The sequence below is a fragment of the Flavobacterium ardleyense genome, assembly GCF_042686085.1.
Lineage (GTDB): Bacteria > Bacteroidota > Bacteroidia > Flavobacteriales > Flavobacteriaceae > Flavobacterium > Flavobacterium ardleyense.
Genome location: NZ_JBHUOL010000006.1, coordinates 438,685 through 455,486 on the forward strand (window position 1 = coordinate 438,685; position 16,802 = coordinate 455,486).

The 16,802-nt window shown below is 32.3% G+C and carries 15 protein-coding genes; all 15 read right to left on the minus strand.

What is annotated here, in order from left to right; genetic code table 11:
• Positions 1–6: 6 nt before the first annotated feature.
• The gene (gene hisG / locus ACFSX9_RS03690) at positions 7–864 is read right to left on the minus strand and encodes an ATP phosphoribosyltransferase (protein WP_379804561.1); all 858 of its coding nucleotides are present in this window, start codon (positions 862–864) and stop codon (positions 7–9) included.
• A 252-nt stretch (positions 865–1,116) separates the two neighbouring features.
• On the minus strand, positions 1,117–1,824 hold the full coding sequence (locus ACFSX9_RS03695) for a VIT1/CCC1 transporter family protein (protein WP_379804563.1): 708 nt from the start codon (positions 1,822–1,824) through the stop codon (positions 1,117–1,119).
• A gap of 28 nt (positions 1,825–1,852) precedes the next feature.
• Positions 1,853–2,347, minus strand: a complete 495-nt coding sequence (locus ACFSX9_RS03700) for a hypothetical protein (protein ID WP_379804565.1) — start codon at positions 2,345–2,347, stop codon at positions 1,853–1,855.
• A 12-nt stretch (positions 2,348–2,359) separates the two neighbouring features.
• Complete coding sequence (locus tag ACFSX9_RS03705; RefSeq protein ID WP_379804567.1) at positions 2,360–3,478, minus strand: efflux RND transporter periplasmic adaptor subunit; 1,119 nt, start codon at positions 3,476–3,478, stop codon at positions 2,360–2,362.
• A 4-nt stretch (positions 3,479–3,482) separates the two neighbouring features.
• The gene (locus ACFSX9_RS03710) at positions 3,483–7,817 is read right to left on the minus strand and encodes a CusA/CzcA family heavy metal efflux RND transporter (protein WP_379804569.1); all 4,335 of its coding nucleotides are present in this window, start codon (positions 7,815–7,817) and stop codon (positions 3,483–3,485) included.
• Between the two features lie 98 nt (positions 7,818–7,915).
• On the minus strand, positions 7,916–8,293 hold the full coding sequence (locus ACFSX9_RS03715; RefSeq protein WP_379804571.1) for a hypothetical protein: 378 nt from the start codon (positions 8,291–8,293) through the stop codon (positions 7,916–7,918).
• A 90-nt stretch (positions 8,294–8,383) separates the two neighbouring features.
• Entirely contained in the window at positions 8,384–10,411 is a 2,028-nt protein-coding gene (locus ACFSX9_RS03720) for a hypothetical protein (RefSeq protein ID WP_379804573.1), read from the minus strand.
• A gap of 19 nt (positions 10,412–10,430) precedes the next feature.
• Complete coding sequence (locus ACFSX9_RS03725; protein ID WP_379804575.1) at positions 10,431–10,832, minus strand: MFS transporter; 402 nt, start codon at positions 10,830–10,832, stop codon at positions 10,431–10,433.
• 1 nt (position 10,833) lies between these two features.
• Positions 10,834–11,580 carry a 3-oxoacyl-[acyl-carrier-protein] reductase gene (gene fabG / locus ACFSX9_RS03730; protein WP_379804577.1) on the minus strand — a complete coding sequence of 249 codons (747 nt, stop codon included), beginning with the start codon at positions 11,578–11,580 and terminating at the stop codon, positions 10,834–10,836.
• Positions 11,581–11,686: 106 nt separating this feature from the next.
• A complete protein-coding gene (sucD, locus tag ACFSX9_RS03735; RefSeq protein WP_379804579.1) occupies positions 11,687–12,559 on the minus strand; it encodes a succinate--CoA ligase subunit alpha in 873 nt (290 codons plus the stop codon).
• Between the two features lie 82 nt (positions 12,560–12,641).
• Entirely contained in the window at positions 12,642–13,004 is a 363-nt protein-coding gene (locus ACFSX9_RS03740) for a nuclear transport factor 2 family protein (protein ID WP_379804581.1), read from the minus strand.
• On the minus strand, positions 12,994–13,935 hold the full coding sequence (locus tag ACFSX9_RS03745; RefSeq protein ID WP_379804583.1) for a UDP-3-O-(3-hydroxymyristoyl)glucosamine N-acyltransferase: 942 nt from the start codon (positions 13,933–13,935) through the stop codon (positions 12,994–12,996). The genes ACFSX9_RS03740 and ACFSX9_RS03745 overlap by 11 nt, the downstream gene beginning before the upstream one ends.
• Positions 13,936–14,009: 74 nt before the next feature.
• Positions 14,010–14,576, minus strand: a complete 567-nt coding sequence (gene efp / locus ACFSX9_RS03750; protein ID WP_379804586.1) for an elongation factor P — start codon at positions 14,574–14,576, stop codon at positions 14,010–14,012.
• 38 nt (positions 14,577–14,614) lie between these two features.
• Entirely contained in the window at positions 14,615–15,403 is a 789-nt protein-coding gene (gene lpxA / locus ACFSX9_RS03755) for an acyl-ACP--UDP-N-acetylglucosamine O-acyltransferase (RefSeq protein ID WP_379804589.1), read from the minus strand.
• Positions 15,404–15,407: 4 nt separating this feature from the next.
• Complete coding sequence (locus ACFSX9_RS03760) at positions 15,408–16,796, minus strand: bifunctional UDP-3-O-[3-hydroxymyristoyl] N-acetylglucosamine deacetylase/3-hydroxyacyl-ACP dehydratase (protein ID WP_379804592.1); 1,389 nt, start codon at positions 16,794–16,796, stop codon at positions 15,408–15,410.
• Positions 16,797–16,802 lie beyond the last annotated feature (6 nt).

Sequence of the window (16,802 nt, forward strand, 5' to 3'; positions counted from 1 at the left end):
TATTACTTATAATACCATTTTTTCTATTGGACAAACCAAAATACCTTCGGCTCCAGCCTCTTTTAATTGATCGATCACTTCCCAAAACTGCTCTTCGTCAATTACAGAATGTACACTACTCCAACCTTCTTCTGCTAACGGCATAACTGTTGGACTTTTTAAAACAGGTAATATTCTACTGATTTCTGGAATTTTATCATTGGGCACATTCATTAAAATATATTTCGATTTTCTAGAACGTAATACCGATTGAATTCTAAATTGAAGCTTGACAACTAAGGCGTTTACATCGTCTGAAATTTGAGGAGAAACTGCTAAAACGGCTTCACTTTTTAGAATTACTTCTACTTCTTTCAATCCGTTTTTAAATAACGTGCTTCCACTGGAAACGATATCTACAATGGCATCGGATAAACCAATGTTTGGAGCAATTTCAACCGAACCAGAAATTTGGTGAATATCCACTGAAATTCCTTGGGAAGAAAAGTAATCAATAACCGTATTTGGATAAGAAGTAGCAACACGTAATCCTTTTAAATCTTGAATTGAATTATATTCAAAATTCTTTGGAACGGCTACCGAGACCTTACATTTTGAAAAGCCTAATCTTTCGGCAACAACAATATTTTGTCCTTTTTCGACTAAAAGATTATCGCCAACAATCGCGATATCTACAACGCCATCAATCAAATACTGAGGAATATCGGAATTTCGTAAATAATAGACTTCTAAAGGAAAATTGGAAGCTGTAACTTTTAACTGGTCATTTCCGTTGTAAACAGAAATTCCGCAATCTTTTAAGAGTTGAATACTTTCATCGTGTAACCGACCTGATTTTTGAATAGCAATTTTTAAGGTGTTCATTTTTTAGTTGTTTAAAAGAGTACACCTAGGAGTTTCGCAAATTTGCATAAAAAAACCCGTTTGATGTACTCAAACGGGTTAATAGTTTATATGTGGATTAATTACATAGCATCACTACCTCGCTCGAGCGTGGGAAAAATGATGATGATGATGTAATTGACTTGAAAACATAATTTCTTCTTGTATTTAACTTTGCAAATGTAACAACTAATTTTCCGAATAAACAAAATGTTTTTAAAATTTATGTTTTGTTTAAGCTAACTGCACCCCAAAAAGGTGTCCAACAATAGCGGTTAAAACCATAGCAATTGTTCCCCAAAACGTAACTCTAAATACTGCTTTAGAAACACTAGAACCGCCAGTTTTTGCTGCTAATGCACCTAAAATTGCTAGGAATAAAATGGCTAAACCATAAAGCGTATATTCCATAGTTTCCATTGGTAGAAATAAAGTTACTAAAAAAGGTAAAACTCCTCCAACGGTAAACGCTGCACCGGAAGCTAAAGCAGCTTGCAACGGATGTGCTTGGTTTATTTCGTTAATTCCTAATTCATCTCTAACGTGTGCTCCTAATGCATCGTGAGCCGTTAATTCTATTGCAACTTGTAAAGCCGTTTCCTTTTTCAAACCTCTATCTTCATATATTTCGGCTAAACGTTGCAATTCTAATTCTGGCATTTCTTCGAGTTCGATTTTCTCTCGAGCTATATCTGCATTTTCAACATCGGTTTGCGAACTTACAGAAACATATTCGCCGGCAGCCATTGATAAAGCACCTGCTACTAATCCTGCTAAAGTCGCCAAGATTACGGGTTCTCTAAATTCACTTGCTGCCGCCACACCAATTGCAATACTGGAAGTAGATAAAATTCCATCATTTGCACCTAAAACAGCTGCACGCAACCAATTACTTTTATGAATGTAGTGATTGTCTAAATAATCGTCATTTGATTCTTCCATAGTATTTATTTAAATAAAAAATTGATAGCTAATTATCGTCATCCTTATAATTTTTGTCCGAACTATTTTGTGCTGGAACAAAATTTTCTCTAATTTCAGTATGACGAACCTCTCCTCCTGTTGTTCCTGTTTGTTTGCCTAAAAAAACACCAACAATTGCAATTATAACCGCTAAATAAGAGATTAAATTTGCTTTTGCATGATTTTTATAATTTACGAACAAACCAAGCAAAGATACCAATCCTAATGCATATAAAACTAGTGCTAATTTTTCAGCCATTTCTTCGTGTTCGTGAATAATTTCATCGGTTACAGATGGTAATTTTTCAGCGATTTCTTCCGCTCCTTCGCCAGTTGCCATACTTATTGCTGCAAAAATTGCTGCTACAACAAAAAGCACATAACCGACATTTTTTACAACATTATTTTTAAAAAATATTCCAGCAATCAATACGCCTAATCCAAAGATTGTCCCAATAATTGGAAAATGGTTTACTACCATATGTAAATGTGCATCGTTCATAATTTCTATTCTTTAATTCGTTAAATCAAAAACTCCTTTAGTTAATATTTTGCTATTTTTATTTATAGCTGTTGAAAGGATAATTTCTGAAAAACCTTCTGTTTTTTCACCCAAAGTAACCATTACTTTTTTGAAAATTATATCTTTTTTATCATCCGTTACTAGCAGTACAAATGTATTGTTATTTTCGTAAATAATAGCTTCCGATGGCACTCCAAAACCTTTCTTAGAAGTCGCTACTATATTGGCTTCGACAAACATTCCGGAAAGTAGTTTCGCTTTGTCAGCCGTACTCAATTCACCAAAAACGGGAATTGTTCGATCTTTACTCTCAATAGATTTTCCTACTTTTTGAACCTTTGAAGTAAATACTTCTTTACTAGCTTCTGGAATTGAAAAAGTTATCTTTTGTCCTTCTTTGACGTTTAAGATATCCTTTTCAAAAATGGATAAATTCAAATTTAAATAGTGGGTGTCTACGATTTCCAAAACAACTTCAGAAGGTGACATAAACATACCAACATTCACATTCATAACTGTAATATCACCAGAAATGGGTGCTGTTAACGTAATTTGCGACGTGAAATTTCCTCTTTCCACACTTGCTGGATTGATGTTTAAAAGTAGTAATTTTTCTCTTAAACCTTGGTAAATTCCACGGGTACTTTTGTAATCACTTTCTGCTTTGAGATAATTTTTTTGCGAAGAAATTTTTTCTTCAAACAAAGTTTTCTGACGTTCAAATTCTGATTTTAAATACTTTAGCTTTTCGGCTAATTCTAAATAATCTTTTTGTAAATCTAAATATTCTGTGTTTTCTAATGTAATTAAGGCTTGACCCTTCGCTACTCTATCGCCAACTAAAAGTTTCGTGTTTTTTACATAACCGCCTAAAAATGGGGTCACTTTTGCACGATATTGTGGTGGCACATCTATTTTACCAGATGTCTTTATAGTTACATCAAACTCTTGTTCCATTGGTGTTTCAATCTTCATGTTAGAAGAAGAAAACTGCTCTTTAGTAACCGTAATTACATTTTCGTCAACGGTTGCAACTTCTTCTTGTTGTTTATCTTTACAAGAAAACATAACAAGTGAAAAAACGGCTAATAGTATATATTTTTTAAGCATCTTATTAATAATTAAGGTATTGTAAATCTAGTTGTGTTGTGTTGAATTCTATTACTGCATCCAAATACTCAATTTGAATCGTGTTAGCATTTTCTAAACTATTTATGTAATCAAACCAGTCAATTTCTCCATGTTTGTAACTCATATCCGCCACTTTAATGATTTCGGAAGCTAACTTTTTACCATATTCATTGTAGTATTTTATAGCTTCTAAATGTTGGTCTAAAGTATTCTTTGAAACTTTAATGTAAGTCGCTATTTTTTGCTCTTCTTCTTGTTTTTGTTGCTCCCAAGACTGCAATTCTAACCTAGCTACTTTTGATTTTGCTACATTTCCTGAAAACAATAAAGGAACAGCAATTCCTACTTGAAATCCGTACAATGATTGCGATATACCGTTATTTTTTCCTTGAAAATATTCCACATTTAAATCGGGTAACCAACTCTGGTTTTCTCGTTTAATTTTACTTTTGTATTCTTTTGTAACGGTCTCAAAATATGAATCATATAAATCTTTATTTGAACTATCAGTTAAAGCATATAAAGGTTCTAGCTTAGTAGTTTCAATTATTGTTTTTTCATCCGATTGCACTAAAGAATTTAGAATTTCATATTGCTTATTTTTCTCTTTTTCCAATTGTTTTAACTTCACTCTGATTTGATAGAATTTGGCTTGAGCTGTAATTTTTTCTAAATAATTTGTCTCACCTAACTCAAATCGTCTATCACTTGCAGTGGAGAAATTTTGGTATAAACTATCTAAATAAGTATATGATTTCTCCTGATGTTGCAAATAAACAATTTGATAATATGACTTTGAAATTTCTAAAGAAAGCTTGTTTTTTTGAATTTCGAAACCTGATTTTTCTTTTTCATAAGCGGCAGCATTTACTTTTTGTTGAGCACCATAAACGGTGGGAAAAGCAAAATTTTGTTGTACTCCAAATACTTTCAAAGGTTTATCATTTACTGCCAAATTATTTTGGTCATAACTATAGTAAATATTGGTTTTTTCAAAATCATAAGCTGTTTTGATTGAAGCTTTCGATTTATCAACTTGTAATTGTCCTGACTTAATTCCTTTATTATTCTGAATTCCTTTCGACACAAGTTCTTGTAATTCTGGATTGTTATTTTGGGCAAATCCAAAACTTGTTCCTAAAAAAAACAAGATAACTACTACCTTATTCAAGGCATTCTTCGCTTGAAGTTTTTTAATTTGTCTTTCTTCAAACACTTTAAATAAAATTGGTAAAACAATCATTGTTAAAAGCGTTGCGGTGAATAATCCTCCAATTACAACTGTGGCTAAAGGTCGCTGTACTTCTGCTCCTGCTGACGATGAAATTGCCATTGGTAAAAAACCTAATGCGGCAGCCGAAGCGGTTAATAAAACGGGTCTTAGTCTGTCTGCTGTTCCTTTTAAAATTAATTCATTCATATCTTTCATTCCTTGCTGTTTCAATTCTTTAAAATGCTCAATTAGTACGATTCCGTTTAATACCGCAATTCCGAAAAGAGCAATAAACCCTACCCCTGCTGAAATACTAAATGGTAAATCTCTCATCCAAAGGAACAAAATTCCTCCGACAGCAGATAATGGAATCGCAGAATAAACCATTAAAGCTTCTTTTATTGATCCAAAAGCAAAATATAATAACATAAATATCAAAAATAAAGCAACTGGAACAGCGATTAATAATCTCGCTTTAGCACTTTCTAAATTTTCAAACTGACCACCATAAGTAACTCTGTAGCTATTTGGTAATTTAATTTTAGTCTCGATAATTTCTCTTATATCCTTAACAACACTTTGTAAATCTCGGTTTCTAACGTTGATTCCTACAACAATTCTTCGGTTGGTATCATCTCTGGAAATCATCGCTGGACCTTCAGTATATTCAATGCTTGCTAATTCACGAAGTGGAATTTGCTCACCATTTGGGGTTGACACATATAAATTACGCAAATCTTCAATGTCTTCGCGATTTTCTTGCTTCAAACGAACCACCATATCAAAGCGTTTTTCGCCTTCAAACACATTTCCGACCGTTTTTCCTGCAAAACCTAGAGCAATTGCATCATTTAAATCGGCAATGTTTAGACCATATCTAGCTACTTTACTTCTGTCATATTCAACAATCATCTGAGGCAACCCTTCTGTCTTTTCGATAATTATGTCCGAAGCTCCTGCTACATTTTTGATTGCGTTTTCGATTTCTGTCGCTTTTTTCGCTAAAATATCTAAATCATCTCCAAAAACTTTCACCGCAATATCGGAACGCGAACCCGAAATTAATTCGTTAAATCGCATTTCGATAGGTTGCGTAAATTCAATTTCCATATTTGGAATTTTCTTCTCGATAGCAATTTTCATTTTATCGGCTAAATCATCTTTATTCTTAGCAGAAACCCATTCTGATTTTGGTTTCAGCTTAACGATAATATCACTTTCTTCCATGCTCATTGGATCTGTTGGCACTTCGGCGGCACCAATTCTACTTACCACTTGAGAAACTTCCGGAAAGTTTTTAAGAATTATTTTTTCAATATTTGTCGTAATTTCGATGGTTTTACTTAAAGAAGTTCCCGTTTTTAAAACAGGTTGAATTACGAAATCACCTTCATCTAATGTTGGGATAAATTCCCCACCCATTGTTGTAAAAATTCCGATGGTGATTATAAATAAGGCTACTGCTCCGTATAATACTTTTTTAGTATGATGCAAAGCCCAATTAATTACAGGGAAATAAAGTGCATTTAATTTAGCGATTAATCGGTTTGAAATTGATTTTGGATTTTCTTCATTTGGTTTTAAAAATAGTGAAGAAACTACCGGAACATAAGTAAAACAAAGCAACATAGCTCCTAATAATGCAAAACTAAATGTCATTGCCATTGGTTTAAACATCTTTCCTTCTACTCCAGAAAGTGATAAAATCGGTATAAACACAATTAAGATGATTAATTGACCGAAAATAGCCGAATTCATCATTTTAGAAGCACTTTTATAAGTAATTTCATCAATTTGAATTCGTTGTTCTTCTCTTGATAATCCGACTAAATGTTTTGATTTATGGGCGATTTGAAAAGCTATAAACTCAACAATAATTACAGCTCCATCGATTATAATTCCAAAATCAATTGCACCTAAACTCATTAGATTGGCATCGATATGGAAAATATTCATAAATGAGATCGCGAAAAGCAAACACAACGGAATTACCGAAGCAACTACTAATCCTGATCTCCAATTTCCTAATAATAAAACCACGACAAAAATCACGATTAAACAACCTAAAATTAAGTTTTCAGCTACTGTAAATGTTGTTTTTCCTACTAATTCACTTCTTTCTAAAAAACCATTGATATAAACGCCTTCTGGTAAGGTTTTTTCAATTTCAGTAACTCTGTGTTTTACATCGTCGATAACTTGCTTAGAGTTTCCTCCTTTTAGCATCATTACTTGACCTAAAACCTTCTCACCTTCTCCATTTCCGGTAATTGCACCGAAACGATTGGCGTGACCAAATTTCACTTCGGCAATATTTTTTATATAAATTGGCGTTCCCGAATTGTTGTTAACTACAATATTTTCAATGTCTTCTAGAGATGTTACTTTTCCTTCGCCACGAATGAAATAACTTTGATTTACTTTTTCGATATAAGCTCCGCCGGCAATACTGTTGTTATTTTCTAAAGCCTTGAAAACATCGGTTGTGTTGATGTTCATCGCTTTTAAACTTGCCGAATTTATGGCAACTTCATATTGTTTTAGATAACCACCCCAAGTATTAATTTCAACAACACCTTTAATTCCCGATAATTGTCTTTTAACCACCCAATCTTGAATGGTACGTAAATCAGTAACGGTATAATTGTCTTTGAATTCTGGTTTAACTTCTAAGGTATATTGATAGATTTCTCCCAAACCTGTTGTAATTGGTCCCATTTCTGGAGTTCCAAATCCGGCTGGAATTTTTTCGGATGCTGATTTTATCTTTTCGGCAATTAATTGTCTTGGAAGATAAGTTCCAATTTCTTCATTAAAAACAATAGTAACTACGGATAATCCGAATTTCGAAATAGAACGAATTTCTACCACACCTGGTAAATTAGCCATTTCAATTTCTACAGGATACGTAATATATTGTTCAATATCTTGTGTTGATAAATTTGCTGAAGTAGTGATTACTTGCACTTGATTATTCGTAATATCAGGCACAGCACCAATGGAAATTTGAAAAATGGAAAACAATCCAAATCCAAAAATTCCTAATGTAAATAGCAAAACGATTAGTTTATTTTTTAAACTAAAAGCGATTATTTTTTCTAACATTTTATTACAATAATAAAATTAATAAATAGCATTCATCTCATTATTAGATAAATACAGATAATACTAAAGGATTCGTTTAAATATTAAACGGTACTATGTTAGGCTATTTTTGGGGGAAGCCAAATGGAAGTGAACAGATTTGACTTGAATGAATTTTTATAAACAAATGTTTTATTCGTTACAATAGCAACTTTTTCAGTTTCCAATTTAAAGTGTGAAATTGGAAAATCAATTAATACATTTGAACTATGATCAAACGTTTTAAAAGGTAAATTTTGATGTTCGTCTAAATCGTTATCCGTGTTTTTAGCATAATGATCTTTGATGAAATCAACAAATGAAGCAGAAGAATTTGAAGCTTCTTGAATGTGCTGTTTGTAATGTTCTACTAAATTAGGCACTTTCAACAACTCGCCTATTGATGTGTTCGCACACAAAAATACGGTTATTAAAAAAGATGTGACTAATTTATTCATATCGCAAATTTAATGAAAATATCGCAAAGTATTACTTAAAGCTGTTTTTAGTAATTTGAGAATTAAAAAATAAGTTAAAATTTACTTAAGTTATAACAAACCATTGTATTTTCGGGTAAACCATTCGATTGCTAAAGAAGCGATTAAAAGCAGTAACAGCCAAGTCCAATCAATAAGTGGTGATTTCTTAATAATTGTTTTTTGAATTGGAATATAATTTTCATTTTCAACTAACGACTTAATTAATTGTTCCATTTGATTTGGATAGAAAACAGCACCATTTGTATTGCTAGCCAATTGTTCTAAACGAGCTTTATCTGGATTTACGAATTGCTTTTCGATGTCAAAATCTAAGACTTCAAAAGCTCCAGAAAAATTAGAATTAGATTGTTTTTCAGTAATTTTAAACGAATAATTTCCGGCTTCTAAACCGTCTAAGTTTACTTTATAGTTATTTGTAGCTTTTAATAAATCGTATTTCTTAGACGCTTTGGTTTTTGTATTGACTACCTGGATGGTTAATTGTGCCTTTTCGTCGAATTCATAGTTTTTATTGAAGAATTCGGCTGATATTTCAATGTTTTCGCCAGAATTATAAAAACTTTCATACGTTACATTTAAATTCTTTTTTGAAGCATTAGTCATTAAAAACTGAATAATTTTATCGGTAAACAAATCAAATTCGTCAAATGACTTTTTATTGATGTTGGTTTCTAAACGCCATTTCCAAATGTTTTCTCCTAGTAAATAAGCGTTTCTTTTACTTCCATTTTCTGCGAAAGTTAAGATTGGATTTTGCAATTCTACATTTCGAATTCTTGCCGAAAGTAAAGTTGAAAGATTGTTGTTTGGTGTAATCGTTCCAAATTTATTTTGCAACGGAGGAAAATTCTCAAAACCGATATTTGGTTGAGCAAATAAATTAAAATTGGACTCAAATGCGGCCAAATAATCTTCATTTTGAGACGACATTTTAAACGTTAAATCCGATTGCATCTGGTTTACAAAATTGAAATCGGTAGTCGTTCCTGTGATGATAAACGTATTTAACTGCGTAACTTTATTTTTATCAACTATTGTTTTGAAAGAAGCATCTGGTTGATAAAAAATTAAAACATTATAATTTTCTAATGCTTTGATTTCATTTGGCTTAAGAATAGTTACTTTACGATGTTGATTAACTTCGATACTTCTTTTCAATGCACTTAAATCCGGATGATTTATAGTGGAAATTAAAGCAATTTCACTTCTTTGATCAATCACTTCAACGGCAAAATTCTTACTATTATTAAATGTATTTTTTTCTTTTACTTCAGATGAAATTACGGCTTTGTATTTGGCAATTCCTACTTTATCTGCATTCAATAAAACTGAAATGGATTGAGCTTTTTTATCTTTTGAAAAAGTAATATTTTGTTTGTGAATAGTTTGATTTCCGTTTTGAATAGCAAAAGTTGTCGAAATTGTTTGATTTCCATTGTATTGCAAAAACACTTCAACTGGAAATTTATTCTTTAAAAAAGCGTATTTATTTACATTAATCTGATTAATTTTCAAATCGAAAACCGTCGTAGTATCTCCCAAAACAACTGGAAAAACGCTAGTATTTTCTTGAAAACTAAACAAATAATCATTTCCCATTGTCTGATTTCCATCGGTAATTAGTACAACTGGATAATTAGTATTTCTAAATAACTGTTTTAGATTTTTTGCAACACCATCAATATGCGATTGTGTTCCTTTGAAATCTAATTGTTCTAAAGAATTGAAATCTTCATCGAACGAAAACAACTGGACATCATATTTTTCTGTGACGTCTTTATTGTTAGCAATTTTCTGATATAATTCACTAGCTTCTTTAGTGGCCTTTAATTCGGCAATAGATTTCGAATTATCAACAACTATTGGAAGTGGCGTTTTCTTGATTTCTGTGATTTTTCGACTAATAATTGGATTAATCAGTAAAATGAAAATCGACAATAAACTTAAAAAACGTAAAAAAGCCAAAAACCAATACACTTTTGATTGGTTTTTGACTTTATAAATATATTGATAAAAAGACAAGCCGACAGCAATTATTACTGATAAAATAAGCAGGAGAATTGTGTTGGTTGTCAATTGTTTAAAAGTTTATATGTTAACTTAAGTAATTTCTTACCTGATTTTCACTAGGTCGAGTAATTATAAAATAAATTAATAATAGAATTCCAAAAATAAACAATTCTGGTTTTAGTATTAATATTAAAAACGCAGCACCTTCCAATACTGCCCATCTGATTATTGAGGCAGTTTGAAATGTTGTAAATTTTTCTTCAACTGATAATCTTGAATCGACTTTACTAATTGTTTTATTGAATAAAAAGTTACCTAATAGTATAGCTACAACAGGAATTATTGCAAATACAATAGCTTCTCCTTCAATTTTTGGAAATTTAAAATTGATAATAAAATTTTTATCTAATAAAACGAAATAGGCAATAACAATTCCCATTACTAAAGCTAAATGTATCGTTTGAAGAGTTTTTAATTTCTGGTCCATATTATGTAAGCATTCCGCCATCGACATTAATTACTTGTCCGGTTACGTAAGCACTCATATCTGAGGCTAAAAACACACAAACATTAGCAACATCTTCAGGAGTTCCACCTCTTTTTAAAGGAATAGCTTCTCTCCAACCTTTCACTACATCTTCGTTTAATTTAGCAGTCATTTCTGTTTCAATAAATCCAGGTGCGATTGCGTTGCAACGGATGTTTCTTGAACCTATTTCTAAGGCAATTGATTTTGTAAAACCAATCATACCCGCTTTAGAAGCTGCATAATTCGCTTGACCTGCATTTCCTTTTACTCCAACAACACTACTCATATTTATGATTGAACCTTTGCGGTTTTTCAACATAATCTTTTGTACTGCTTTTGTCATATTAAAAACTGACTTCAAGTTGATTTCGATTACTTTATCAAAATCTTCTTCAGACATTCTCATTAATAGGTTGTCTTTAGTGATTCCAGCATTGTTGATTAAAACATCAACTGTACCAAATTCAGCCAAAACATCTTCTACCAATTTCTGAGCTTCTGTAAAATCAGCAGCATTTGATTTATATCCTTTTGCTTTAATTCCTAAAGCATTTAATTCATTTTCTAAAGCCATCGCCGATTCTACAGATGAACTGTAAGTAAAAGCAACATTTGCTCCTTGTTCTGCAAAAACTTTTGCAATTCCACTACCAATTCCACGGCTAGCTCCAGTGATAATTGCAACTTTTCCTTCTAATAATTTCATATTATGTCTAGTTTTTAAATAAGTGTAACAAATATAATACTTTAGTTTGTTAAAAAAAGTAAAGCCTTACAATTGTAAGGCTTTACTTTAAATATATGATGTAAAATTATCCTAAAACTTCTTTTACTTTTTTACCAATTTCTGCTGGAGAATCTACAACGTGAATTCCACATTCTCTCATAATTCTTTTCTTAGCTTCTGCAGTATCATCAGTTCCACCTACAATTGCACCTGCGTGACCCATTGTTCTTCCTTTTGGAGCGGTTTCACCTGCGATGAATCCAACAACTGGTTTGCGGTTTCCATCAGCTTTAACCCATTTAGCAGCATCAGCTTCTAATTGACCACCGATTTCTCCAATCATAATGATAATTTCAGTTTCTGGATCGTTCATTAACAATTCAACTGCTTCTTTAGTAGTAGTTCCAATAATTGGGTCACCACCAATTCCGATAGCTGTTGTAATTCCTAATCCTTGTTTAACAACTTGGTCCGCTGCTTCATAAGTTAATGTTCCTGATTTAGAAACAATTCCTACTGTACCTTTTTTGAAAACAAAACCTGGCATAATACCAACTTTAGCTTCACCTGGAGTGATAACTCCTGGACAGTTAGGACCTACTAATCTACAGTTTCTATTTTTTACGTATTCGTTTGCTTTAATCATATCTGCAACAGGAATTCCTTCCGTGATACAAATAATTACTTTAATTCCAGCTTCAGCAGCTTCCATAATTGCATCAGCAGCAAATGCTGGCGGTACAAAAATAATTGAAGTGTCTGCTCCTGCTTCTTTTACTGCTTGTGCAACAGTATTAAAAACGGGTCTTTCTAAATGAGTTGTTCCACCTTTTCCTGGCGTAACACCACCCACAACATTCGTTCCGTACTCAATCATTTGTGAAGCGTGGAAAGTTCCTTCGCTACCTGTAAAACCTTGTACAATTATTTTTGAATCTTTATTAACTAAAACGCTCATGATATATGAATTAGATTGTGTTTAAATTTTATGCAAAAGTAAGTTTTTTAGCAACTATTGTCACTATGTTTCCCGAATATTTTTAATTAGGTTTGCTAATTAAGTATCCATTTGTGATTTTCCCTTCTTCAAAGGTCCAAATAGCCACGGCTTTCGTGATTAACATTATTTCCTTAGGGTTTTCAATTGTAGCTACTTTGTGGCTGTATTTTACAACAATTTGATTATTCTCTTCAATTATGTGTGAAATTTCAAAATATGAAATCTCATAATTCGCATTAATCGCATCGCTTAGATTTAAAATAAAGCTTTTATCTGAAATAGAATTGCCTGAAGAACTATCCCATTCTAACTTAAAATCTTCATGAATCAACTCTTTTAAAAATTGTTCATTTCGCATTCCGTCATCTTTGAATAGAAACTCGATTTTCTCTCTATTTGTCATACTTTTTTAATTTTTCCATAATTTCAGGAATTCGCTTTACATTAGCCAATTGTTTTAACTTCTCACGAGATTCTTCAATTGGTGTTCCAAAATAAGTTTTACCGCCTTCTACAGATTTAGTTACACCAGTTTGGCCCATAATTACGGCTTTTGTTCCAATTGTGATGCCACTAGTAGTTCCAACTTGACCCCAAATTGTGACTTCATCTTCAATAATTACGCAACCTGCGATTCCTGTTTGTGAAGCAATGAGGCATTTTTTACCAATTACAGTATCGTGTCCGACATGAACTTGATTGTCAATTTTTGTTCCTGCTCCAATGGTTGTATCTCCGGTAACACCTTTATCTATTGTACAAAGTGCACCAATTCCGACATTATCTTCAATTACTACCCTTCCGCCCGAAATCAATTGGTCATAGCCTTCTGGTCGTTTTTTATAATAAAAAGCATCGCCACCTAAAATAGTTCCGGCATGAATCATTACATTATCACCAATTAACGTATTATCGTAAATAGTAACATTAGGATGAATTAAGCAATTTTTTCCAATCTGAACATTATGTCCGATGAAACAATTCGGTTGAATTATTGTTCCTTCTCCAATTATTGCCGATTCAGAAATAGCTTTATTTGCCACTTGAAAAGGTCGGAAATGATTGGTTAATTTATTAAAATCTCTAAAAGGATCATCAGAAATTAAAAGCGCTTTTCCTTGAGGACAATCTACTTCTTTATTAATTAAAACAATAGTTGCTGCGGATTGCAAAGCTTTATCGTAATATTTTGGATGGTCAACAAAAACAATATCACCTGTTTCAACCACATGAATCTCGTTCATGCCGTGCACAGGAAAATTTTCATCGCCCACAAAATTACAATTGATAATTTGTGCTATTTCCTTAAGAGGATAAGTTTTAGGGAATTTCATTTGTATTTATTCGTTTAAAAGTAATTTATAAGAAAATGTTCCGAAAACAGGTAGTTATCGGAACATTTTAAAAATTATTCTTTTACTCTTTCCATGTAGTTTCCGGTAGCTGTATCAATTTTAATTTTATCTCCTTCATTGATAAACAAAGGCACATTGATTGAAGCTCCAGTTTCAACAGTTGCTGGTTTAGTAGCATTTGTAGCTGTGTTTCCTTTTACACCTGGCTCAGCATAAGTAACCTCTAAAACGATAGAAGCCGGCATATCAACAGATAAAGGAAGTTCTGTTTCAGCATTAATCATAATCATTACATTAGTTCCTTCTTTTAACAAACCTGGATTATCTAATACTTTTTTATCTAAAGTAATTTGCTCAAATGATTCATTATTCATAAAATGAAATTGATCACCTTCAGCATATAAGTATTGGTAAGTATGCGTTTCAACACGTACTTCTTCAATTTTGTGCCCTGCAGAAAACGTATTGTCTAAAACTCTTCCATTAGTTAATGATCTTAATTTGGTTCTTACGAACGCGGGACCTTTACCTGGTTTAACATGTAAAAATTCAACAATTTTATATATATCGTTATTAAATTTAATGCATAATCCATTTCTAATATCTGATGTACTTGCCATTTTATTTTATTTTTAAGTGATTGTGATTTTTTCTAGTCTTACATTGAGCTGCCGCTATATCCTTTCATGATTCCTCGAGAAGAATTTCTTATGAATTGAATAATATCGTCACGTTCTGGCGTTGCTTCCATTTCTGCTTCGATAATTGCTACTGCTTGAGTGGTATTGTAATTTTTTTGATATAAAATTCTATAGATATCTTGAATTTCTCTAATTTTATCTGTTGAAAAACCTCTTCTTCTTAGTCCAACTGAATTAATTCCGACGTAGGATAAAGGTTCTTTTGCTGCTTTTGAAAACGGAGGAACATCCTTACGAACTAAACTTCCACCTGAAATCATAGCATGTTCTCCAATTGAAATAAATTGATGAACCGCAGCTAAACCTCCAATAATTGCATAATCACCAACCGTAACATGTCCTGCTAAAGCAACACCATTTACAATTATAGCATTATCACCAATATGACAATCGTGTGCAATATGAGCAGTTGCCATAATTAAACAGTTTTTACCTATTTTAGTCTGACCTGACGCAACTGTACCTCTATTAATAGTAACACATTCTCTAATAGTAGTGTTATCACCAATAACTGCTAGCGAATCTTCACCACCAAACTTTAAATCTTGTGGTACTGCGGAAATTACTGCTCCTGGAAAAATATTACAATTTTTACCAATTCTTGCGCCTTCCATAATGGTAACATTAGAACCAATCCAAGTTCCTTCGCCAATTTCTACATTGTTATGAATGGTTGTAAAAGGATCAATTACTACATTTCGAGCAATTTTGGCTCCTGGATGTACATATGCTAGCGGTTGATTCATAGTCTTATTGTTTTTTAGCGATTTGTGCCATTAATTCGGCTTGAGCTACTAATTTCCCATTAGCATAAGCGTTTGCTTGCATGTGACAAATTCCACGTCTAATAGGTGTTATTAAATCACACTTAAAAACTAATGTATCACCTGGTAATACTTTTTGTTTGAATTTTACATTGTCAATTTTCATAAAAAATGTAAGGTAATTTTCAGGATCTGGAACTGTGCTTAATACCAAAATCCCTCCTGTTTGAGCCATAGCTTCAACGATAATAACCCCAGGCATCACTGGTGCGTCTGGAAAATGTCCTACAAAGAAAGGTTCGTTCATTGTTACATTTTTCAATCCAACAACGTGCGAATCTGACATTTCTAATATTCTGTCAATAAATAAAAATGGTGGTCTATGAGGCAAAATTGCCATAATTTGATGAATATCCATCAATGGTTCTTTGTGCAAATCATACACAGGAACTTGATTTCTCTCTTCAATTTTAATTAATTTCTGAAGCTTTTTAGCAAACTGAGTGTTTACAAAATGACCTGGTTTGTTAGCGATAATTTTACCTTGAATTCTAATTCCAATTAAAGATAAATCACCAACAATATCTAACAATTTATGGCGAGCTGCTTCGTTTGGATGATGTAACGTAAGATTATCTAAAATTCCATTTTCTTTTACCGAAATAGTCTCTTTGTTAAACGCTTTCTTTAAATTATTCATTGTTTCTGAAGATATTTCTTTATCTACATAAACAATAGCATTATTTAAATCGCCTCCTTTTATTAATCCATTATTCAATAAACTTTCCAATTCATGTAAAAAACTGAACGTTCTACAATTTGCAATTTCAGTTTTAAATTCTGAAATATTTTTCATAGTGGCATTTTGAGTACCTAATACTTTGGTACCAAAATCTACCATAGCAGTTACGCAGTAGTTATCACTAGGAATAACAGTAATTTCGCTTCCTGTAGCTTCATCAGTATATGTAATAACGTCTTTTATAACGTAAACTTTACGTTCGGCTTCTTGCTCAACGATTCCAGCTTTTTCGATAGCTTCTACAAAATATTTTGAAGAACCATCCATAATAGGTAATTCCGAAGAATTCAACTCAATTACAATATTGTCTAAATCACAACCTACTACTGCTGCTAAAACATGCTCGGGCGTTTGGATCATAACACCTCTTTTTTCAAGGTTTGTTCCGCGTTGTGTATTCACAACATAATTTGCATCAGCTTCGATAATTGGATTCCCCTCTAAATCGACTCTAACAAATGTAAAACCGTTGTTAATAGGGGCAGGTTTAAAAGTCATTGTAACTTCTTTTCCTGTGTGTAACCCTACTCCAGATAGCGTAATTTCACTGGCAATGGTTGTCTGTTTGACCATGATATT